General features: G+C 34.5%; 24 protein-coding genes. 23 read left to right on the forward strand and 1 reads right to left on the reverse strand.

The window, feature by feature from the left end; translation table 11 throughout:
• Positions 1 to 151: 151 nt before the first annotated feature.
• The 20 genes from Q4500_RS16145 to Q4500_RS16240 all read left to right on the forward strand — a co-directional run bounded on the left by Q4500_RS16145 (position 152) and on the right by Q4500_RS16240 (position 16,188).
• A complete protein-coding gene (locus tag Q4500_RS16145) occupies positions 152 to 1,099 on the forward strand; it encodes a nuclear transport factor 2 family protein (RefSeq protein ID WP_303600627.1) in 948 nt (315 codons plus the stop codon).
• 141 nt (positions 1,100 to 1,240) lie between these two features.
• Positions 1,241 to 1,876: an O-methyltransferase gene (locus tag Q4500_RS16150; protein ID WP_303600628.1), complete on the forward strand. Its 636-nt coding sequence runs from the start codon at positions 1,241 to 1,243 to the stop codon at positions 1,874 to 1,876.
• A 99-nt stretch (positions 1,877 to 1,975) separates the two neighbouring features.
• Positions 1,976 to 2,749 carry a DUF4405 domain-containing protein gene (locus tag Q4500_RS16155; protein WP_303600629.1) on the forward strand — a complete coding sequence of 258 codons (774 nt, stop codon included), beginning with the start codon at positions 1,976 to 1,978 and terminating at the stop codon, positions 2,747 to 2,749.
• A 224-nt stretch (positions 2,750 to 2,973) separates the two neighbouring features.
• Positions 2,974 to 3,174, forward strand: coding sequence for a hypothetical protein (locus Q4500_RS16160; RefSeq protein WP_303600630.1), 201 nt, complete (start codon positions 2,974 to 2,976; stop codon positions 3,172 to 3,174).
• Positions 3,175 to 3,178: 4 nt separating this feature from the next.
• Positions 3,179 to 4,036 carry an SDR family oxidoreductase gene (locus tag Q4500_RS16165; RefSeq protein ID WP_303600631.1) on the forward strand — a complete coding sequence of 286 codons (858 nt, stop codon included), beginning with the start codon at positions 3,179 to 3,181 and terminating at the stop codon, positions 4,034 to 4,036.
• A gap of 112 nt (positions 4,037 to 4,148) precedes the next feature.
• Complete coding sequence (locus tag Q4500_RS16170; protein WP_303600632.1) at positions 4,149 to 4,874, forward strand: siderophore-interacting protein; 726 nt, start codon at positions 4,149 to 4,151, stop codon at positions 4,872 to 4,874.
• Positions 4,875 to 4,906: 32 nt separating this feature from the next.
• Entirely contained in the window at positions 4,907 to 5,839 is a 933-nt protein-coding gene (locus Q4500_RS16175) for a carbon-nitrogen hydrolase family protein (RefSeq protein WP_303600633.1), read from the forward strand.
• A gap of 23 nt (positions 5,840 to 5,862) precedes the next feature.
• On the forward strand, positions 5,863 to 6,807 hold the full coding sequence (locus Q4500_RS16180) for an NAD(P)-dependent alcohol dehydrogenase (protein ID WP_303600634.1): 945 nt from the start codon (positions 5,863 to 5,865) through the stop codon (positions 6,805 to 6,807).
• 242 nt (positions 6,808 to 7,049) lie between these two features.
• Positions 7,050 to 7,520 (forward strand): Crp/Fnr family transcriptional regulator, encoded by a 471-nt coding sequence (locus Q4500_RS16185; protein WP_303600635.1) that lies wholly within the window; start codon positions 7,050 to 7,052, stop codon positions 7,518 to 7,520.
• Between the two features lie 71 nt (positions 7,521 to 7,591).
• Positions 7,592 to 8,023, forward strand: coding sequence for a DUF3995 domain-containing protein (locus Q4500_RS16190; RefSeq protein ID WP_303600636.1), 432 nt, complete (start codon positions 7,592 to 7,594; stop codon positions 8,021 to 8,023).
• Positions 8,024 to 8,117: 94 nt separating this feature from the next.
• Complete coding sequence (locus Q4500_RS16195) at positions 8,118 to 9,218, forward strand: polysaccharide lyase family 7 protein (RefSeq protein ID WP_303600637.1); 1,101 nt, start codon at positions 8,118 to 8,120, stop codon at positions 9,216 to 9,218.
• Positions 9,219 to 9,370: 152 nt separating this feature from the next.
• Positions 9,371 to 10,162: a hydroxyethylthiazole kinase gene (thiM, locus tag Q4500_RS16200; protein WP_303600638.1), complete on the forward strand. Its 792-nt coding sequence runs from the start codon at positions 9,371 to 9,373 to the stop codon at positions 10,160 to 10,162.
• On the forward strand, positions 10,155 to 10,796 hold the full coding sequence (gene thiE / locus Q4500_RS16205) for a thiamine phosphate synthase (protein WP_303600639.1): 642 nt from the start codon (positions 10,155 to 10,157) through the stop codon (positions 10,794 to 10,796). The genes thiM and thiE overlap by 8 nt, the downstream gene beginning before the upstream one ends.
• Positions 10,775 to 11,428, forward strand: coding sequence for a thiaminase II (gene tenA, locus Q4500_RS16210; RefSeq protein WP_303600640.1), 654 nt, complete (start codon positions 10,775 to 10,777; stop codon positions 11,426 to 11,428). Before thiE ends, tenA begins: the two co-directional genes overlap by 22 nt.
• A complete protein-coding gene (gene thiD / locus Q4500_RS16215) occupies positions 11,416 to 12,228 on the forward strand; it encodes a bifunctional hydroxymethylpyrimidine kinase/phosphomethylpyrimidine kinase (RefSeq protein WP_303600641.1) in 813 nt (270 codons plus the stop codon). The genes tenA and thiD overlap by 13 nt, the downstream gene beginning before the upstream one ends.
• A 43-nt stretch (positions 12,229 to 12,271) precedes the next feature.
• The gene (locus Q4500_RS16220) at positions 12,272 to 12,844 is read left to right on the forward strand and encodes a Crp/Fnr family transcriptional regulator (RefSeq protein WP_303600642.1); all 573 of its coding nucleotides are present in this window, start codon (positions 12,272 to 12,274) and stop codon (positions 12,842 to 12,844) included.
• A 126-nt stretch (positions 12,845 to 12,970) separates the two neighbouring features.
• Positions 12,971 to 13,555 (forward strand): hypothetical protein, encoded by a 585-nt coding sequence (locus Q4500_RS16225; RefSeq protein WP_303600643.1) that lies wholly within the window; start codon positions 12,971 to 12,973, stop codon positions 13,553 to 13,555.
• Positions 13,556 to 14,003: 448 nt separating this feature from the next.
• Entirely contained in the window at positions 14,004 to 14,567 is a 564-nt protein-coding gene (locus Q4500_RS16230) for a Crp/Fnr family transcriptional regulator (RefSeq protein WP_303600679.1), read from the forward strand.
• A 145-nt stretch (positions 14,568 to 14,712) separates the two neighbouring features.
• Positions 14,713 to 15,102: a RidA family protein gene (locus Q4500_RS16235; protein ID WP_303600644.1), complete on the forward strand. Its 390-nt coding sequence runs from the start codon at positions 14,713 to 14,715 to the stop codon at positions 15,100 to 15,102.
• A gap of 105 nt (positions 15,103 to 15,207) precedes the next feature.
• Entirely contained in the window at positions 15,208 to 16,188 is a 981-nt protein-coding gene (locus tag Q4500_RS16240) for a PLP-dependent cysteine synthase family protein (RefSeq protein WP_303600645.1), read from the forward strand.
• 17 nt (positions 16,189 to 16,205) lie between these two features.
• Here Q4500_RS16240 and Q4500_RS16245 read toward each other — a convergent pair whose 3' ends face one another.
• The gene (locus Q4500_RS16245; protein ID WP_303600646.1) at positions 16,206 to 18,050 is read right to left on the reverse strand and encodes a cystathionine beta-synthase; all 1,845 of its coding nucleotides are present in this window, start codon (positions 18,048 to 18,050) and stop codon (positions 16,206 to 16,208) included.
• Positions 18,051 to 18,172: 122 nt separating this feature from the next.
• On the opposite strand from Q4500_RS16245, the gene Q4500_RS16250 reads away from it, so the two are divergent.
• From Q4500_RS16250 to Q4500_RS16260, 3 genes are all read left to right on the forward strand, one after another.
• On the forward strand, positions 18,173 to 18,412 hold the full coding sequence (locus tag Q4500_RS16250) for a hypothetical protein (RefSeq protein ID WP_303600647.1): 240 nt from the start codon (positions 18,173 to 18,175) through the stop codon (positions 18,410 to 18,412).
• A 208-nt stretch (positions 18,413 to 18,620) separates the two neighbouring features.
• Entirely contained in the window at positions 18,621 to 19,136 is a 516-nt protein-coding gene (locus Q4500_RS16255) for a hypothetical protein (protein ID WP_303600648.1), read from the forward strand.
• A gap of 196 nt (positions 19,137 to 19,332) precedes the next feature.
• Positions 19,333 to 20,520: a TlpA disulfide reductase family protein gene (locus tag Q4500_RS16260; RefSeq protein ID WP_303600649.1), complete on the forward strand. Its 1,188-nt coding sequence runs from the start codon at positions 19,333 to 19,335 to the stop codon at positions 20,518 to 20,520.
• Positions 20,521 to 20,698 lie beyond the last annotated feature (178 nt).

Raw genomic sequence — 20,698 nt, forward strand, 5'->3', positions numbered from 1 at the left:
ACAGCTTCTGGTGCCTTGGGTTTGCCCTCATTGACTATAAACTACTTTTTATTATACAGTGGTTTTGGTTAAAAGGAAAATGAAAATAATAATTCCTAACAGCTTATATGTTATTGGCTCACATCAATTATTAACTTAAAAATCAGCAAAAATGCGCAATGAAAGAATAGTAAAGAATATTTTAACGATGGCTATCATTTTGGTTTTATCGTCTTGTAATTCAAATAAAAGTATTGGTAAGCAATCTACGACCACTTGTGAAATAGATACTACTTATATATCAGAAAAGGGTCATCAATTCGGTGATCGCTCACGTTCTGCATTAACTGCAATATTCAAAACTGCCAAGTCAAATGATTTTGAAGCATTTATGAATATCGCTTCAGACCCCTACATTCAACATAGTCCAGATTTGCCTGATGGATGGGAGCCCGTTTGGAAATTAACCACTGAAAGACCTGCAGGTTTTTCATCTAAAAAAATAGAATGGCTCGGTACGGACGGACTTCTAGATAACGGTAATTTTTTAGTAATGCTTAGAGAGGTAAATCGTGGCGATGGAACTCCAAAGAGTAAAATCGTAGATATTATGCGTTTTGATAATGAAGGTAAATATGCCGAACATTGGGATATTCGTCAGCCGCTCTCAGATAAAACTGCTTCTGGACATTCAGAAACAGGTACAACGGGAAAATTCGAAGAAAACCCTGTTAACTATTCTGAAAAGCAAGAAGAAATGAACAAAAAAACGGCAGTTAAATTTCTGAACAGAGCATTCAATAAAGGTGCGCTTGATAAAGCTTTAGATGCCATGGTATATGAAGGATATATTCAACACAATCCGATGATTGCCGATGGTATTGCTCCTGTAAAAGAAATTTTTAAAAGCGGAAAAATTCCTGCGCTTTGCTATGATATTAAATATGTTTTAGCTCAAAATGATATCGTAGTAGTGTATTCAAAAGTGACTTCAAATGCAGGTGTAACTGCTGTTGTAGATATTTTACGAATTAGGGACGGTAAACTTGTTGAACACTGGGACGTTGTAGAACCCGTACATGCCGATAAAGATATGCCACATAAAAATGGTATGTTTTAGAAAACAAAAGCTACCCTTAATTTTTAATAAAATTAAATGATTAGCTTTTTAAGATATATCAATCAAGGTCAAATATTTAAAAGTCCTAATAATAATAATAATAATAGCTAAAGAAGTTTAGCTAAATAAAATCATTTCTAGTTGAAACATATAAATACCGCACAACAAAAAAAAATCACAAGTATTTTAGACGAGCTTTATAACGAGGCAAAGTATGATCAGATTAGAATTATGAAAGCTTTTGCAAATGTTCAAAATAGAACGATGCAACCTAGTGATTTAAAAGAAGCGTATTTATCAATTTCTAAATCTCAAGGTGAGGAATTAGTAAGTTTAATTACGCAAAACAATCTTAAAAATATCGTAGAATTTGGCACTTCATTCGGTATTTCTACCTTATTCTTATCTCAAGCAGCTATTAATACAGAGGGTCATATAATTACTACAGAGTTAATTGTCGAAAAAGCCGAAAAAGCTTTAGAAAACTTCAAAAAAGCTGACGTAGATACATTAATAGATTTAAGAATTGGTAATGCTGTCAACACTCTAAAAAACCATAACGAACAAGTCGATTTCTTACTTTTAGATGGTTGGAAAGATTTATACTTACCTGTCTTTGAAATACTAGAACCGAACTTTCATAAAGGCACAATCATTTATGTAGACAATGCAGACATGTCAGATTGCCAAACGTTTCTCAAAACCGTATCAAAAAATAAAAAATTTAAGTTACAATCAAAACACCATGGTAAGGTGGTATTAATACATCAGAATTAATAAGATAACCATAGTTTTTCTGTTTAAAGGATAATTAAAATATCAATTTAGAATTAAACTTATATGTCTAAAAATAGTCATATATACTATTAGAAATCGATGAATAAAGATTTAGAAATGAAAGAAGTGAAAAAGCCCAAAAAAGCCTCGAAGATTAGAATATTGGTTGACCTTTTGTTTTTTATACTAATGATTTTAGTTTTAGTACCGCAATCTACAGGAATACCTATTCATGAATGGGCAAGTTTTATCATCATAATTCCTTTTTTTATCCACGTAATTATAAATTGGAATTGGATTACCGTTAATTCTCAAAAATTCTTCAAGAAAGAAACTATTAAAACCAGATTCGATTATATATTAAACTGGTTTCTTTACCTTTTAATGATAACAGTTACCGTTTCTGGAATAGTAATTTCTGAAGCCGCACTACCCGCTTTCGGTATTCATTTTGTGCCAGATGCTTTTTGGTCTACAATTCATAACCTAAGCGCCACACTTTTTATGGTAGTTTTGGGTATTCACATTACCCTACACTGGAAATGGATTTTAGGTGCTTTTAGTAAACTTAAACTAAAAACAGACCTTCATAATTTAATAGGAATAGGTGCTATTATAAAAACATATTCTCGAGATTTAATTTTTTTAATTTCGATTTCAACGGTATTATCATTCGCGGTATGGTTATTAAACTTTACCGATTGGGCCGATAGTTTTAGGGTCGAGTCCATAAAAGAAAATAATGTTGAACAAAATTCACGTGCTAGTTGGATGATGTACGTGTTACCATTGGTAAAGGTTACCGTTCTAATTGGTATACCTGCCCTTATTTCTGGCGGTATCATTAGACTTAAGAAAAAGCTCGTCAAGTAATAGTTGAAAATCGCATTGCGTAACCTATATAATGCCTGACTGGGATTGTAGAACAAAAGTTCATCTTAGCTAAAAGAAATTATAAAACGCTACATTTAAAACTGTTCTATTACGACATTTGATAAAATGAAGTGTGATGTAATTATTTTTACCATTCTTAGTTTAATATTTACCACAAGCAAAACTTATATAGCTTTTAACTTTGTTCTAAAGAATAAACTATTATGGGTAAAGTAGAAGCATGCCCTAAGTGTGGGAGCAAATCACAAATAAAAGAAAAGGACGGGATTATTACCTATAAAGCTGTGCAAGACAAAGATGCCTTTAAGAAAATAGGTCAGTTAAAAACTGCAATGCAAAAGTTTAAGGCAAAAGCAGAACAACTCGAGAAAGAATTAAAAGGTCTTAAATCAAATAAAAATTAGAAGGATGAAAATAGCAGTTACATCAGCCAGTGGAAAATTAGGTGCATCTATTGTAAAACACCTAATTAACTTAATAGGAAAAGAGAATGTAATAGGTATTGCCAGAACTGTAGAAAAGGCAACCTATTTAGGGGTAGAAATTAGAAAAGGTGATTATAATAGTCGTGAAGATTTTAATTCAGCATTACAAGGCGTAGATGCCGTTCTTTTGGTTTCCGGAATGGACGAACCTCAAAAAAGAATCCAACAACATAGAAATGTCATAGAAGCTGCAAAACAAAATGGCGTTAAAAAAATAGTATATACTAGCATTGTTGGCGATGAAGATAAGAATGCTTTTAGCCCTATAGTAAAAAGTAATAGACAAACAGAAAAAGACGTGCAAGCATCAGGATTGCAATGGGTAATTGGCAGAAACGGAATTTACATAGAACCAGATCTAGAATATATACATACCTATGTAAAAGAAGGTAGAATCGAGAACTGTGCCGGACAAGGAAAATGTACCTACACTAGCAGAGAAGAATTAGGATACGCCTACGCCAAATTATTAATTGAAGATAAACACAATGGTCAAGTATACAACTTGGTTGGTGAGCCAGTAACGCAAAGCGAGTTGGCAGAAAATATCAATAAAGTGTATGGTACTAATGTTATCTACAATTCGGTAACGGTTAACAATTATGCTGCAGATAGAAAAGCTGCTTTAGGAGATTTTATGGGTACCGTTATTGCGGGTATATATGAAGGGATAAAAGCTGGAGCTAACAATGTACCATCAGACTTTGAAAAAGCAACGGGCAGGGCTCCCAAATCTCTTTTTGTGATGATTTCTGAGTTTAAGAACAACAGTGAAGTTTAGTCTTTTTTAAGAATTAGATCATTTGATCTTGAGAGCAATTGACAATATTATAGACGAAGCACCGAGAATAAAATTTTTAGGTGCTTTGTTCATTAATTAAAAGCGAAACAATATGGGGTTGATGGAAACCATTATTAAAAAGGTTCTTGAAAAAGGGATTATTATAGAAAAAACAAAGCTATCAGGTTCAGTGTATAAAATACGCATTCAGAGTGATGGCATTGCTGATTATGATTTTGAACCAGGACACTTTTTAAGATTAGGTGTAGGAATTGATCAAGATGATATTTCTTTAAAAGATAAGGTCAGAAGTTATAGCGTTTGGGATATTAATAAAGAAAATAGTACCATAGATATTGCCATTGCAACACATAGCCAGGGTATTGGCGCTAGGTGGGTAGAAACTTGTAAACTCAATGACACGGTATATTTTAAGTGGAAAAAAGGAAAATTTCTTGTTGAGGACTCAGCAGATAGCTATCTAATGATCGGTGATTTATCAGCACTATCACACTTGTATATCATCAATCGAAACCTACCGGATAATAAACAGATTGAGAGTGTTGTTTACAGTCAGCAAAGTGAAGATTTTTTTGCGGATGTTGATAGGTCAAACCCTTTTGGTTTTAATGTAATGTGTGAAAATCCATCTACAGAAATCATCCAAAAATTGAATAGTATAATTCCTGAAATGAAAGGCGATAACATGGTGTATATCGCTGGTGATAGTCGAGTTTGTATTACATTGACCAATTATTTCAGAAAAGAATTGAATTGGAGTACCAAGCAAATAAAAACAAAGCCTTTCTGGAATCCTGATAAAAAAGGGTTGGAATAATTGTTAACTTACGGTGAATATATGCCGTATACATGAAAGTAAAAGTCTGCCTTATTCAAGATAGTCCCGTTTTCTTTGATATCGAGAAAACTATCGATAAAATAGAAAGTCTAGTAAAAACCTATGCCAAGCAAGGATGTGAATTAATAGTTTTTCCAGAGTCGTTTATTCCTGGATACCCAAGAGGGTTTTCTTTTGGCGCCGTGGTTGGCAGCAGAACCGATAAAGGCAGAAAACTATATGCTGATTACCATAAGAACAGCTTAGATTTAGAAGGTAAGGAATTACATAGACTGGTTAAACTTGCCAAAACTGAGAAGGTATATTTAATAATTGGTAATACAGAGAAACAATCAAATAGCGGAAGTCTGTATTGTTCAATGCTCTACATCTCACCTACTGATGGCTTTTTAGGTGTCCATCGAAAAATAAAACCCACAGGCAGCGAACGTATTATTTGGAATGAAGACGATGGTTCATCTTTAGTGAGTTTCGATACTAAAATTGGTAAACTGGGCGGGCTCATTTGCTGGGAGAATTATATGCCGTTGGCTAGAATGGCGATGTATCAAAAAGGTGTAGAAATCTATATTGCACCTACTGCGGACTCAAGAGAAGAGTGGACATCTACCATGAAACATATTGCTTTAGAAGGCAGGTGTTTTGTTTTAGGTTGTAATCAGTATTATACCAAATCTATGTATCCAGAGAAATATCAGCATTTGTTAGAAAATGAACCTGAAAATTTATGTCGTGGCGGCAGTGTTATTGTTTCTCCTTTGGGTAAAGTTATTGCAGGTCCATTATTTAATGAAGCAGGTGCATTGGTAGCAGAAATAGATTTAAATGAAATAGTACATGCAAAGTTAGATTTTGATGTCAATGGTCATTATTCTCGTAACGACATTTTTGATTTTAAAGTCAATAATCAGCCCGACATAAAAGTTGAAAATAAGACGTCGTAACCAAGTAAAATAACATATATAGTATGAAAGCCATTACTAAAAGAAAATATGGCGGACCGGAAGTATTGCAACTAGAAGAAGTTGAGATGCCTACTGTAAAAGACAATCATATTTTGGTTAAGGTTATGGCAAATTCAGTTAATCCTGCAGATTGGCATATACTACGCGGAAAACCATTTTTAGCCAGATTATCTATCGGGTTACTCAAACCTAAGCAACTTATTTTAGGTACTGATTTTTCAGGAATTGTAGAAGAAGTAGGCACTAATGTAACAACACTCAATATAGGAGATAAGGTATTTGGGGAATCTATAGAAGGTGCAGCTTTTGCTGAATATGTATGTGTGCCTTCAAAAGTATGTGCAAAAATACCAACAAATGTAGATTTCCCTATTATGGCAAGTGTTTCAGTTGCAGGTCTTACAGCTTACCAAGCCCTAGTTACACATGGAAAAATAAAAGCTGGTGAATCGGTTTTAATCAATGGAGCATCAGGTGGTGTTGGCCACTTTGCCGTACAAATAGCAAAAGCTCATGGAGCTAAAGTAACTGCGGTTTGTTCTAGTAGAAATATTGATTTTGTACTATCTATTGGTGCAGATAATGTCATTGCTTATAATAAAGTAAACATTCATGAATATAATGACAACTATGATGTAATCATCGATACCCATGGTAACCTAAAACATGACGATTATACGAGAATGGGTAATAGAGGTGTTTTGGTCGGTTTCACTACTATGGGTCATATGTTTTCTGTTCTTTTTAAAAAGGCGTTCAGTAAGTTCCCGTTAACCCAATTTACTGCCGAAGCCAATACCCAAGATTTAGAGACTTTAGCTTTATTGATAAAAGAAGAGAAGATTAAGGTTCACATAGAAAAAACGTATCCCTATACTCAGATTCCCGATGCTATAGCGCATATTGAAAAGATGCGAACACGAGGTAAAGTAGTTATCGTTAGCTAGGTGATAATCATTTTTAAAACAATTTAATTAACAATAGTGGTTTAAAGAATTTTAAAATACATGTAATTTGCTTTCGATCATTATCCACTATACTTTTAAAAAAATATTATCGGCTAATCACTATAAATACCAAGTCAATCGATCTATTAAAAGATATACTCCACCAAATTCTACCAATCCAAGAGACAGATTGGGTAGCTATTAAACCACATCTTTCAATTGTTGAATTTGATGAGAACGAAATGCTTCTTTGCCCGCCTAGTGTATGTAATTTTATTGCTTTTATAAAAACAGGTTCTATTAGATCGTATCATATCGATGACAATTTAATAGAAACCAATCTGCTACTAAAATCTAATAATGAATTCATTACCGATTATGAGAGTTTTATTAGTCTAGAGCCATCTGCACTTTGTATACAATCGATTGACAAAGGTGAAATGATTTTGTTGGATAGAAACGGACTATACTCCCTTTACGAAACCTCGTTTTATTGGAACAAATTCGGTAGAATTATGAGCGAACAGATATTTCTAAATAGCAAACGAAGAACGGAGCAGATGTTGTTTCTATCTCCAAAAGAAAGATATTTACTTCTATTGAAAAATGAGCCTAATTTTTTTCAAAAATATGCATTGAAACATATAGCCAGTTATTTAGGTATAACTCCCCAATCATTAAGTAGAATAAGAAACCAGATCGCGCATCATTAATTACCCAAAGTTAAGTGGCTATTCAAACTACTTAACTGAAATTTGTTGTTTCGCAAACAAATTTTAGCATTATGATTGTCAATATATTAAGTGCGGTTTTATTTCTTATTTTTATGATTCTGTCAGGGTTTCATTTCTTTTGGCTTTTTGGGGGTACTTGGGGTTTAAGACAGGCAATACCAACAAGAGAAAAGGACTTGGAACTTCTTTCAATTCCAAAATATGCAACACTATTAGTTGCTCTGGTTTTGGCTCTTTTTGGGTTGATTTATTTAAATAAGCTTGAGGTTTTCAACATTTCAAATCAACTTACAAATCTATTGTATTATGTCATCCCTATTCTGTTCCTAATTCGTGCCATAGGTGAATTTAATTATGTTGGTTTTTTCAAAAAGATAAAACATACAGAATTTGCCAAGGCCGATACGAAGTTATTCTCGCCATTATGTCTTAGCATCGGGCTAATTGGTTTAATCATTCAATTCTTAACAAATTACATTTAGACAACAAATCTAACTTCATCCATTAAGTATTATTCCATCAATCGCGTTAAAACATCTAAACTATTCATATCTTATCGGTCATATCATAAGAAAAATGAAAAAATATACAATTACCTTAGCATCATTACTAGTCATCTTCTGTTTTACTAGTTGCAAGAATACTACCAAAAAAACATCTGATTCCACCGAAGATACATCTATAGAAAATCAGCCTGATGAAACCGTTTACGCAAGTGATGTGATTCCGTTTTTTGATGATTGGAAATTAATTCTTGGTGATGGCTCTAATGCAGGCATCGCCAATGATTTTGAAAACAAAGATTATTTTTATACCACTAATGATGGCAAAGATGATTGGGTAGTTTTTAAAGCTCCCAATGGAGGCGATACTCATGGTACATCTAACAATACTAGAACCGAATTGGCGCAGATTAAAAAGTTTTATCCAGAAACAGCAGATGATAAACTGACCGCTACCCTTAAAGTAATGAATGTTTCTGCCACGGGCGATGCTCGTGTTGCAGCAACACATGCCGTTGTAGTAGGTCAAATTCATAGTGCAGACGCATTTGAAAATGAACCATTGAAAATATTCTACAAGAAATTTCCGGGTCACACTAAAGGTTCTGTTTTTTGGCATTATGAGATTAATACCGCTGGTGATGATAATGCTGGCAGATGGGACTACTCTAATGCTGTTTGGGGAAATGACTTTTCTGTGGTTGGCGAAACAGCAGATACCTATCCTGCAGAGCCAGAAGATGGTATAGCATTAGGGGAAGAATTCAGCTATGAAGTTGTTGTAAAAGCCGGAATCATGAGCTTGAAATTTATGAGTGACGGACATGAAACTAAAACATTTACTAAGAATCTGTTAGAATCAGAATACACTACAAAGGCTGATATTCCAGAGCAAACGAAGAAATTATTCTTCCCAATAGGTCAAGATGGTGTTGAGCGCAAAAAGGCATATACTGGTGAAGGTTGTTTTTTTAAATTGGGTACTTACAACCAAACAAATGGTAAATCTCCAGAAACTAATATGAATTGGTGCTCAGGTGCAGAAACCCATGGCGGCGATATTCAAAAGCAATATGCAGATGGTAATTATGCCGAAGTTTGGTTTAAAACAGCCAGTATAAGCGTTAGCGATGCAGCCGTATCAAATGAAGGGTATTTTACTAAAAATGATTAAATCAGTTTTAAAATAAAAATAAACATCTTAAATATTCTCAGTTAATAACTTATTACAATGGTAATAGGATTATGTTTCTAGTTTTTCTGAAAATAGCGAACTTAGTTGATTCAGTTTATAAATGAATTGTATCGCTAAACACGACTATTATAATGAGCAGTATTGCATCCGTATTAGAACAAGTAAAAACTAAAGGTCCGTTAGTACATAACATTACCAATTATGTTGTAATGAATAACACCGCCAATGCATTGTTAGCTGTTGGCGCATCTCCTGTAATGGCTCATGCTATAGAGGAGGTTAATGATATTGTTACTATTTCTTCTTCGCTGGTTATCAACATGGGTACGTTGAGCGAAAAATGGGTAGAAAGTATGCTTATGGCAGCTGAACAAGCTAAAGCGACCAATACTCCGTTTGTATTTGACCCTGTAGGTGTCGGTGCATCTGCATACAGAACAGAGGTTGCCCAAAAAATTATAGAGACAGCTACACCTAATGTAATTCGTGGTAATGCATCCGAGATTATGGCATTGGCAAAACTGACCAATTCTACAAAAGGGGTGGATAGTACTATGGATACCCAAGATGCTATTGAAGGCGCTACCCTACTATCAAAGAAATTCAACAATACCGTAGTAATCAGTGGCGCAATAGATTATATCATCACTGGCGATACTGTAAGTAAAATTGAAAACGGGAGTCCGCTTATGGCGAGAATCACCGGTATGGGCTGTACGGCAACTGCAATGGTAGGTGCGTGCTTAGGTGTAGAAGAAAATGCACATTTAGCGGCAACTGCGGCAATGGCAATTATGGGCGTTGCTGGAGATATGGCAAATGACAAGAGCGCCGGTCCAGGTAGCTTTCAAATGCATTTCTATGACAGCTTGTATGATATTACTCCTAATATTTTAGCCGAAAAAGTAAAGACCAATGCTTAATGTAGATTACGCTTTAATGTTCGTGACGGATGATAGTATTAGGAATGACAACACCTTCTTTGCCATGCTAGAAGCCGCTTTAAAAGGCGGGGCAACTATCATTCAATTACTAGAGAAAACTTTAGATACTTTGGCATTTTATAACCGTGCATTACGGTGTAAAGAATTATGTAGCACCTATAGAATTCCATTGATCATCAATGACCGATTAGATATTGCACTTGCCATAGATGCGGACGGTGTACATATTGGTCAAACCGATATGCCTTATGATGTTGCTCGTAGATTATTGGGTAATAGTAAGATTATTGGACTATCGGTTAGTAACAAAAAACAAGCCGAACATCAGGATGCTCAGGCGGCAGATTATATTGGCATCTCCCCTATTTTTTCGACAAATACAAAGACAACTGATTTAGCACGACCTTTGGGTTTATTAGGACTTAAAGAAATTCGCGCACTGTATTCTAAGCCTATTGTTTGTATTGGCGGAATTCACAAAAACAACACTAAAGAAATAATTAAAAATGGCGCGGACGGAATAGCTGTGGTTTCTGCCATTTCAAAAGCAGCAAACCCAGAAGCGGCAACAAAAGAACTTAAAGAAATAGTATGCAAGACTGGTATAAAATAGCACGACAAGAAACAGATTATATTCTAGAAGCCATAAAAGAGCAATCTTTCATCAAAGAACTGATGAACGGCACGCTATCTAAAGAAGTATTCCAATTTTACATTAATCAAGATGCCATGTATTTGGCGGAATATAAAAAGGTATTAGCAACTATAGGTGTTAAATGTGAGCACGTAGATGACACTCAGTTTTTTTTGGATTCGGCCACAGGAATTATCAATGTAGAAAATGCCTTGCATCAAATATTTTTAAAGGATAATCAGTTGGCTCACGAGCCCTCTCCTACTTGCGAATTATACACCAGTTATTTAACACGCATAGTGGCAAATCATTCATTAGAAGAAGCATTGGCTGCCGTACTACCCTGCTTTACCATTTACAAGGAAATTGGAGATTACATACATACCAACCAATCAAACAAAGCCGATAACCCCTATCAAGATTGGATCGACACCTATGGCGGGGAAGAATTTGCGAACTCGGTAAATAATGCCATAATTATCACCAATAAGTATGCAGCAAACGCTTCTGAAGAAGTTTTGCAAAAAATGCAAACTGCTTTTGAAAAAGCCTCTAAATTAGAATGGATGTTTTGGGACAGCGCTTACAATAAAGAACTATGGAAGATTTAAAAACACCTTACAAAAGTGTATTGAGCATTGCCGGTAGCGATTCTGGCGGATGTGCCGGTATTCAGGCAGATATTAAAAGTATTAGTGCCTGCGGAGCTTATGCCGCTACGGTAATTACTGCAACTACAGCGCAGAATACAATGGGAGTTACCGACATACATGCCATTCCTATCTCACATTTAGAAAAGCAATTAGATGCTGTTTTAAGTGATATTGATTTTGGAGCCATAAAAATCGGCATGCTTCATTCATGTGAAGTAATAAAGGTTGTCCAGAGAAAATTAAGCGAATACAAAGCAAAGAATATCGTCTTAGACCCTGTAATGGTCAGTACATCCGGTCATAAATTAATTGCCGATGATGCCATTGCCTGTTTAAAGGATTTTTTACCAAACGTCAATTTAATTACTCCTAATATTCCAGAAGCAGAATTATTGATTGACGAGAAAATTAATAGTGAAAACATGGAAGAGATGGCAAAGAAAATTGGGGAGCGCTACCAAACTTCGGTCCTTCTAAAAGGCGGACATATTGATAATGGAACTATTGTAATGACAGATGTTTGCTACAATCATGAAACCAAAGAAGTCAATTTAATAACCAATCCAAAGGTAAATACAAAAAATATTCACGGTACAGGTTGTAGCCTATCGTCAAGTATTGCTGCATTCTTAAGTTTGGGTGAGCCAATAGAAATTGCCATTAGAAATGGCTGTAATTATGTGAACCAAGCCATCATTGCCGGTCAGCATAAAACCTTGGGTCTTGGTAACGGACCAATTAATCATTTTGGATTATAATAGTATCTTAAACCAATAAGGTTCATTACGAGAAATACGTAAAATGAAGTACGATTTACTAATTGCACATATCAATAAAATTGTTCGACTTTCGAAAGCCGAAGAAGAAGAATTGTGTCGTTACTTTCAACCCATGTCCATAGCTAAAAAAGCGTATTTATTGCAACAAGGTGAAATTTGCAAGTTTGAAGGCTTTGTGCTAGATGGTTGTTTTAGAACCTTTACTTTGGATAAAAAGGGAAATGAAAACACCCTGTTTTTTGCTACAAAAGATTGGTGGTTAATGGATATCGATAGTTTCATGAACAACAAACCATCTGAACTTAATATTCAAGCACTTGAAGACAGTGAGTTGTTGATCATTTCTCAAACTGATAAAGAAAAATTATATGAAGCAATTCCATCGGCAGAAAAACTATTTCGCATTATGTTCCAAAAATCAGTAGTTGCTTGGCAAAGACGATTGGTACGTAATCAAAGTTTGACAGCTAAAGAAAGGTATCAGCACTTCACCTCCAAATATCCAGAAATCGCTTCAAAACTCACAGACAGACAAACCTCTAGTTACTTGGGTATTACACATGAATTTTTGAGCAAGATTAAAAAGGAATTTTAACTCACACCTCCTATTTTAACTGAGTAGTGTATTAAAAGTTTCGTTAATAAGTTCTTACAAATTTCATAAGATTTATCCTCGGTTTATAAATATAATTTCGATCTTCCGTTTAAATAACTAATCATTATGAAAAACACTCAATTAATCATTGGATTCGTTTTATTATTTCTAGTAAACGGATATTCACAATCAAATAATACAGATTATAAGTCAGAAGTTGACAATTTAAAAAAGGAGTTAACAACCAAAGATAATATCATTGTTTCCCAAAATGATAAAATGGATAAATTAGAAAAAGATATAGAATATTATAAAGAAACATTAAACCTTATTAGTTCTAAAATATCCACCAAGGATAATGATGTTACCCTTAAAATTAATTCAGTTGTTGGTAACTCAAATTCAGGAGTGGTGAATATTAATGGAATACTAATAAACAAAGGTGCTGTAAGACCTGTACAAGGACAAAAAGCATATGCCACAGATCCTCAAGGGAATGGTATTATGTCCTACAAATTAAAAATAGGAGGTTTATCTAGGGTTGATAAAGTTTTAAAGGATGTACCTACAAAATTTACAATTGAACTTGAGCAAATAGTTGAAGGCACCCCAATGTTAGCTTCATTAATCATTGACTTTTATACTCGAAGCGGTTATAACAAAGACAAATTAAATGTGACATTCAAGAATTTGAATATTATATGGGAATAGATGTAATTAAACCATATCCTTATAAATTAATAATTCAATTACCAAAAATTTAAATCTAATATTAAGAAAAACATACATTATCATCTTATTGCTCATGTTAAGCGCACAATCAGGAAAAGCTTAAGAATTCCAACAGCAAGTAAAATCTATTAATAGTTTCTGAATTGACTTTTGATGTTTCAAGAATGGATGCTGAGAATATTAAAGTAGAAAAAGAGTTAGTATTTTTTCTGAAAGAAAAAAGTGATTTTGAAACAAAAATTGCCAACTAAAAAATCAACAATTGAAACAGCCTAGCTATATATTATCGAAATGTTAAAAAATGATGGAATCGAATTAAAATGAATGATAAAGAAATTAGTATTGGCTTATCAAAACGCTATTTAATAATCCTGTAAAAACTTTAAAATTAAATTCATTGAAATATCAATAATATGGATAATCATTGATGAAAGAGAAATTAAAAGAACATATAGACAAATTAATTCCTCTTACAGATGATGAATTTGCTTTTGTTTTATCCCATTTTAAATTTGATAAATATAATAAAAACGACTTTCTTATTCAACAGGGAGAAGATGTAGATTACTGCTATTATGTGGTTACAGGTCTTTTAAAATTAATTTATATGGACCAAGGCGGAAAACAACATATTGTATCATTTGCAATGGAAGATTGGTGGGAAAGTGATTTTTCAGCTTATTTTACACAGTCAAAAGCTAAAATGTCATTACAGTGTATAGAGAACACAGTGGTGTTTTCCATTGGTCTAAGCGATTATCAAAAGCTATCGACAGAATTACCGAAAATGGAGCGTTTCTTCCTTCAAAAATCTAATTTAGGGCATATAGCTTCACAAAATAGAATCATATCTTTTCTAACTTCAAGTGCAAATGAAAGATATGAGCAATTACTGAAACAGTATCCAACATTGTTTCAACGTGTGTCTAAAACGCTTCTCGCTTCTTACTTGGGTGTTTCTCGTGAGACGCTTAGTAGACTTTCTTCTTAAAATCGTTTGCATCATTTAAAATTGTGATGTTTGTCACACTAAAACCACTTCATTATTCAAATATTTGTCGCTTAAAATAAAGCTATTCATCATGACACATTAATAAACTACCGTGTCATCATGTTTAGCAAAAAAAAAGAAACAAATGGAAAAAAGAATAATCAACCCTTGGGATTGGCAGAATGAAAGAAGTTATGTTCAGGCAATAGAAGTAATAAAACCAGAAGGAACCTTATATATTTCTGGTCAAACGGCAATTGATGCAGACGGGAAATCAAGTAATGGCGATATGAGAAGCCAGCTTATAGACACCATATTGAATTTAGAAAAAGTCATTGACGAGGCAGGGTATCAATGCAACAATATTGTACGATTAAATATCTACACCAATTCATCAGATGAATTTTTTGCCTCTTTTGATATTTTTCAAACCTGGGTAAATAAGCACGGGATAAAACAGGCTAGTACCGTTTTAGAAGTTAAAAGTCTATTTGAAACCTTAAAAGTAGAATTAGAAGTTACTGTTGTTCGGTAGTAATTGCTGTAACAGATAAGCGAAAAAATCAATTATTGATGTATCTGCAACAATTTTGCTTTGGTCGATCTAGTTTTATAACTTTGATCGACTTTAAAAGCAGCTATGGAATACGCAGAAAATATACTTGGTACAATCGGTAATACTCCCCTTGTAAAAATCCATACACTTACGGCAGAGTTACCTTGTTTGGTATTGGCTAAGTACGAGACTTTTAACCCTGGCAACTCGGTTAAGGATCGTATGGCGTTAAAGATGATCGAAGATGCAGAAGCTGATGGTAGGTTACAACCAGGCGGAACGATCATTGAAGGAACCTCTGGAAACACGGGAATGGGACTCGCATTGGCCGCCATTGTAAAAGGTTACAAATGTATTTTTGTATTGGCGGATAAACAGTCTAAAGAAAAGTGTGATATTTTAAGGGCGGTAGGTGCAGAAGTTGTGGTTTGCCCCACAGCCGTAGAACCAGAAGACCCAAGATCGTATTATTCAGTTTCTAAACGATTGGCAAAGGAAATTCCGAATAGTTGGTATGTAAATCAGTATGACAACCCTAGTAATGCCCAAGCACATTACGAGAGCACCGGACCAGAAATCTGGAAGCAGACCGATGGCAAGATCACTCATTTTGTAGTTGGTGTGGGAACCGGTGGAACCATATCTGGAGTAGGAAAGTATTTAAAAGAACAGAACCCTAATGTAAAAGTTTGGGGTGTAGACACCTATGGTAGTGTATTCAAGAAATACCACGAAACGGGAATTTTTGACGAAAAGGAAATCTACCCTTATGTAACCGAAGGTATTGGTGAAGACATTCTGCCAAAAAATGTGGATTTTGATATTATTGACGGGTTCACCAAAGTAACCGATAAAGACGGCGCGGTATATACCCAACGTTTGGCAAAAGAAGAAGGCATGTTTCTGGGCAATTCTGCAGGATCTGCTATAAAAGGTGTTTTGCAATTAAAAGAAAATTTTACAAAAGACGATGTTGTCGTAGTATTGTTTCATGACCACGGTAGCCGATATATTGGTAAAATGTTCAATGATGATTGGATGCGTGAAAAAGGATATATAGAATAGCCTTTTTCAAACAATTTTTACATACTTTCAACAAACTTCAGAAATACTTTTTTGTGAAGCTCCACATCCATATTCGGAGAAAGTGATACACGGGCTATATAATCCTTATCATCTTCTTTAGTGGTGCCTTGGGTAGAAGTTGCCGGTATCGTCCAGTAACAACCATTCAACTGTCCGTAGCTAACACAGTACTTACTCTCGTTAGGTATTTCGGTAATCATTAGGTTGATTAACCTATGGTTCATTTCTCGTTTATACGTTTCTCTTTCTTCAGGGCTATCGCCTTTTGTTGGTAGGTCTAATGAAAAAACAGAGGGAGTAAATCCTTCGTCAGCCAATTCTTCAGATACAAAATTGATTTTAGCGGCGGGTAATGTTTTCTTAATATAGTTTACAAAATCAAGTGTATTTACATAAGCATCGTGAATTCTTTGTATCATCGAAGGCATTTGCTTTGCCAATATTTCCATTTGCAAATCGGTAGCTTCATTATCACAAAGACTTAAATGCAAGGCAATTTTATCCATTAAAGGTTCCGCTATTTTATTTGCGATACAATACCCTGCAGTGCATTTTCCGCCACTTGGAAATTTTGACCCACTAGCAAATGAAATTGTTCTTATGGATGAAAGAATATCTGCATCACCTAGAAAGTGAACATTTGGGCAGAACGTTTGATCCAGAATAAAAACGGGATCTACAGCCTCGCTCCCACTTGCCGTTTTACGTTTAGCACTTAAAACAGCTCTTAATTTATGAACATCGGGCACTTCAACTCTTGGGTTCGTTGGTATTTCGGCAATGATAAATGGAATGGCATCTTCTTTCGCTAGTTTATCTAAAACAATACCAATACTTTTTACCATATCATTATCACCATCTACAGGTAAATCGACTATTTCAATAGCATCGCTACAGGCAGCAACACGTCTTGCTTGGTCGTTTGTACCACCGTAACAATTTGGAGGAACCACAATTTTAATCGCTTTTCCTTTATGATTTTCCATAGCATGATCAACCAAGCCCATCATAATGGCATATTGAATGGATAATCCGCTTGAAGCTACCAGCGGAGTTGTATTGGTACCACTAACCTCTCTAATTAAATCTAACACCGCAGCATTGTTCTCAGCTGCATCTGATTTCTGAATATCAGAAGTAGGTTGATTCACCAAAGACTGTAAAGCAGCAAGACAGTTTGCCGGAGTCATGGCAACAGTTTCTCTTCGTCTCACGTGCTGAATATCCGATATGTATGTTGTATTTTTTTCACCGTTCACCAATAGCACACTACCTAAATCACCATGAAGGTTGACATAAAAATCAATATTCGGATTTAGGTCAACAGCGGCAATCTCTTCTTGTTTTGAAACGAAAACTGTACTACCATCAAACACGTCAACAGCAGATGCATTTTTAAACTGCTTTAATTCAAAAGTATAGCCGTAAACTGTGCGCAATACTTCTTCATTAAAAGAACTAGGTAACTCTCCCGTATAAGCAATAAGCGTATTTCTATTCTTTAATAAATTTGTTCTAAGGATGGATAAAATCGGAGTCGTCTTTGATAGAAAACTAATCACCTGCTCAGGTGCCAAATTGTTCAAATTCCCGATTACCCATTCTAAAACACAAGACAACGGATGACCAAGTCTGATGTAATCATAAGCAGTAGGTAAATTGAGTAGTGCAGCGGCATTAAAACTATTCTCCTTTGCTAAGGTTTCAAACTGATCTAAAAACTGAACTTTAGCCAATTCTTCATTGTAAATATCTAGTCGATGGGTAGTTAAGTTCAACCAATCTATAGGCATATTTTCCAATACATTCTCTATATACTCTAGCATTTTATTTCGCTCCATTCTTATCATCATTTTGACTATTCAAAATTACGTAATAATTGAATGTATTTAAAGTTTTCGGTAGGCAGTTTCAGTTCTCAGTACACCGTAACAGTTGGCAGTGTAAAATAAAAAACGTCTTTGTGAGGAGCCTTTCGCGACGTGGCAATCTATTTCATGTATGTCTAAGTGTTAAGTGTTCAGATTCGGCTGCCAGCGGAGTGATAGGTGCGTATGTAGAATGTGTTGCTTTTGAAATACCAAGAGGGATACGAATCAACTCTATAAACCTAAGCATTTTAGAAGAAGCTTGGGATATTTATGGAGAAATGATACCTTCTTTTCAAACTGTAACATTTACTATAATGTTTTTAGCCATTTGATGATTCTAAAAATGATAATTAGAGTTATGAACCCTTTCGTTGATAACTTCCTACAAATAATGTAGTACATACTTGTGCTAATTCAACGTAAAACCGAACTTAGTTTTTTTGGAAAATTATATAATCAGTTGTCACGATATCTTCATCAACAAAAAAATCAGGCACAGATATAAGAGAATTAAAAAAATAGATGAAATTAAATTAATTTATGAATTGCTATAAACATCATGAAATCATAGCAGTTTCGCAATGTAAAGGTTGTGGAAGAGGCATGTGTCCGGAGTGTACAGAGCAGTTTTCTGTACCTAGTTGTGATAATTGTAGGGTACAACAAGAGAAAACTATTAAAGGTGAAACAAGGGTAGTGAAAACAAAAGAGGTAAGTTCAGTTTTATTGGAACTTATACTCACTGTCATTGCAGGTTTAATAGGTCAATCATTTATGAGTAGTGATTCTTTATCATCGCCTGATGATGGTCCTATTCTAAGTGCTATAACAAAATATATTCCATTTCTTGTATCGGCAGGATTTGTTTCAGGATGGTATATAATAAACGCATTAAAACCTAAACAGAAACCAAACACGATTAAAGTCACCGTAACACGTTCTGATGATTTTTCTGGATGCATAGGAATAATCCTTAAATTTTTTGGAGCAGGATTTATTGGAGTTTATGTACTTCCATTTAGAACAGTCTATAATATATATCGAATATTTAAATAAGTATTATGCTAACAAGTAGAGACTACTTAGAAAAATACTTTAGAGGATATATGTTTTATTAATGTAATCCTGATTTTTCCTTTTACAATTTTACTATTTACCATTGTATTCAATTTTTGAAAGAACGAACTTCGTTATTATCTACTATATAAATCAAAACATCAATTAGTTTACCGTTGACATTAATTTGATATAAATGAAAAGTAACCCATTAAAAATCATTACCGGTCTTATCGTATTGGCGCTAAACTATACGGCGTGCAATTCTCCTGCAGCTATATCGGGTACTATAGCAGGATTAGAAAAAGAAAACACTAAAATATACTTAATTCAACCTGAAACCTTACAACATGTAGCAGCTTCCTATTTAGGTAAAGTAATAGACTCCGCCGTTGTAAATAGTGATGGTAGTTTTGAGTTCCACAAACTACCAACTACTAAAGAACCGGTTTTGTTTGAGTTGGTAGTTCAGCCTTCAGGAAAAGGAGCTAATTATTTACAAAATGACAACCCTATAAAGGCTAACTATATGCCTGTTATTTGGCAATCTGGAGAATCACTTCAAATAACAGCGCGGTTTAATGAATTTCAAAAAAGTTTTACGATAGAAAATCCTTCAGATTTGAATACCGCTTTGTTAGCGGTAAGAGATATCAAAGCGGAAGCATACCAAACCTTTCTTGCCGATAAGCATTGGAATGTTGAAGACGGCGATGAATTAATGGCAAAAGAACATGCCATTTTACAATACAAGTCATCTTTAATGCAGTTTGCAGATAGCACTCCCTATCTTCTGCCGGCATTGGTAGCGTTAAGATGGGTAAGTCCAGAAAACGATTACGAACGCGTACCTGAATTTTTAGTGAATCAATGTACGAAGTGGAAGGAAAAAGAAACCGGTCACCCGTGGGTAAAACAACTTTGCAAAAAAAGTGAGCCGACTAATTTACCTGTATTAATCGGCGATAAATTCCCGAATATTCAACTTCCTTTGTTGTCAAAAGATACCGTATATATCAAAGATGTATTAGGTGAAAAACTTACAATAATTGACTTATGGGCATCTTGGTGTGCTCCTTGCAGATTAGAAAACCGTAAGGTTCTAGTACCGCTTTATAATGAGTATCATGAACAAGGGTTACAAATTGTTGCCTATGCATTAGAAAGTGATGAAGCAGCTTGGAAAGCAGCTGCAACCCGCGATGGCGCAGACCGTTGGCTACAATCTTCAGATTTAAAAGGTGATGATGCACCTTTTTTAAAGAAAATACGTGTTCGTACCATACCTGCTAACTTTATTCTTGATAGTAACGGAGTGGTCATTGCTAAAAATTTACATGGTCAAGAATTGATGGATTTGGTGAAAGGTAGCTTTGAAAAGTAAGTTGAAACTACATTATAATTACCCTTTTCGTTAATAACTTGGTCACAACTCTTTATGTAAGTACTTGCGTACAACTATTGAAATATAGAACTTAGCTTTCTCTCCCCGAAACATGATAATGAATCAGCTAAAAAGAATTGAAACTTTTCTTAGCTATTCAGTAGGAAACATTATAAAA

Origin of the sequence: Maribacter sp. 1_MG-2023 (assembly GCF_030547005.1) — a bacterium.
Classification (GTDB): Bacteria; Bacteroidota; Bacteroidia; order Flavobacteriales; family Flavobacteriaceae; genus Maribacter.

Excerpts from the sequence above, each read along its gene's own strand:
- Q4500_RS16145 (WP_303600627.1), top strand. The coding sequence starts at position 152 with ATGCGCAATGAAAGAATAGTAAAGAATATTTTAACGATGGCTATCATT.
- Q4500_RS16155 (WP_303600629.1), top strand. The coding sequence starts at position 1,976 with ATGAATAAAGATTTAGAAATGAAAGAAGTGAAAAAGCCCAAAAAAGCC.
- Q4500_RS16160 (WP_303600630.1), top strand. The coding sequence starts at position 2,974 with ATGGGTAAAGTAGAAGCATGCCCTAAGTGTGGGAGCAAATCACAAATA.
- Q4500_RS16165 (WP_303600631.1), top strand. The coding sequence starts at position 3,179 with ATGAAAATAGCAGTTACATCAGCCAGTGGAAAATTAGGTGCATCTATT.
- Q4500_RS16170 (WP_303600632.1), top strand. The coding sequence starts at position 4,149 with ATGGGGTTGATGGAAACCATTATTAAAAAGGTTCTTGAAAAAGGGATT.
- Q4500_RS16175 (WP_303600633.1), top strand. The coding sequence starts at position 4,907 with ATGAAAGTAAAAGTCTGCCTTATTCAAGATAGTCCCGTTTTCTTTGAT.
- Q4500_RS16180 (WP_303600634.1), top strand. The coding sequence starts at position 5,863 with ATGAAAGCCATTACTAAAAGAAAATATGGCGGACCGGAAGTATTGCAA.
- Q4500_RS16185 (WP_303600635.1), top strand. The coding sequence starts at position 7,050 with ATGCTTCTTTGCCCGCCTAGTGTATGTAATTTTATTGCTTTTATAAAA.
- Q4500_RS16190 (WP_303600636.1), top strand. The coding sequence starts at position 7,592 with ATGATTGTCAATATATTAAGTGCGGTTTTATTTCTTATTTTTATGATT.
- Q4500_RS16195 (WP_303600637.1), top strand. The coding sequence starts at position 8,118 with ATGAAAAAATATACAATTACCTTAGCATCATTACTAGTCATCTTCTGT.
- thiM (WP_303600638.1), top strand. The coding sequence starts at position 9,371 with ATGAGCAGTATTGCATCCGTATTAGAACAAGTAAAAACTAAAGGTCCG.
- thiE (WP_303600639.1), top strand. The coding sequence starts at position 10,155 with ATGCTTAATGTAGATTACGCTTTAATGTTCGTGACGGATGATAGTATT.
- tenA (WP_303600640.1), top strand. The coding sequence starts at position 10,775 with ATGCAAGACTGGTATAAAATAGCACGACAAGAAACAGATTATATTCTA.
- thiD (WP_303600641.1), top strand. The coding sequence starts at position 11,416 with ATGGAAGATTTAAAAACACCTTACAAAAGTGTATTGAGCATTGCCGGT.
- Q4500_RS16220 (WP_303600642.1), top strand. The coding sequence starts at position 12,272 with ATGAAGTACGATTTACTAATTGCACATATCAATAAAATTGTTCGACTT.
- Q4500_RS16225 (WP_303600643.1), top strand. The coding sequence starts at position 12,971 with ATGAAAAACACTCAATTAATCATTGGATTCGTTTTATTATTTCTAGTA.
- Q4500_RS16230 (WP_303600679.1), top strand. The coding sequence starts at position 14,004 with ATGAAAGAGAAATTAAAAGAACATATAGACAAATTAATTCCTCTTACA.
- Q4500_RS16235 (WP_303600644.1), top strand. The coding sequence starts at position 14,713 with ATGGAAAAAAGAATAATCAACCCTTGGGATTGGCAGAATGAAAGAAGT.
- Q4500_RS16240 (WP_303600645.1), top strand. The coding sequence starts at position 15,208 with ATGGAATACGCAGAAAATATACTTGGTACAATCGGTAATACTCCCCTT.
- Q4500_RS16245 (WP_303600646.1), bottom strand. The coding sequence starts at position 18,050 with ATGGAGCGAAATAAAATGCTAGAGTATATAGAGAATGTATTGGAAAAT.
- Q4500_RS16255 (WP_303600648.1), top strand. The coding sequence starts at position 18,621 with ATGAATTGCTATAAACATCATGAAATCATAGCAGTTTCGCAATGTAAA.
- Q4500_RS16260 (WP_303600649.1), top strand. The coding sequence starts at position 19,333 with ATGAAAAGTAACCCATTAAAAATCATTACCGGTCTTATCGTATTGGCG.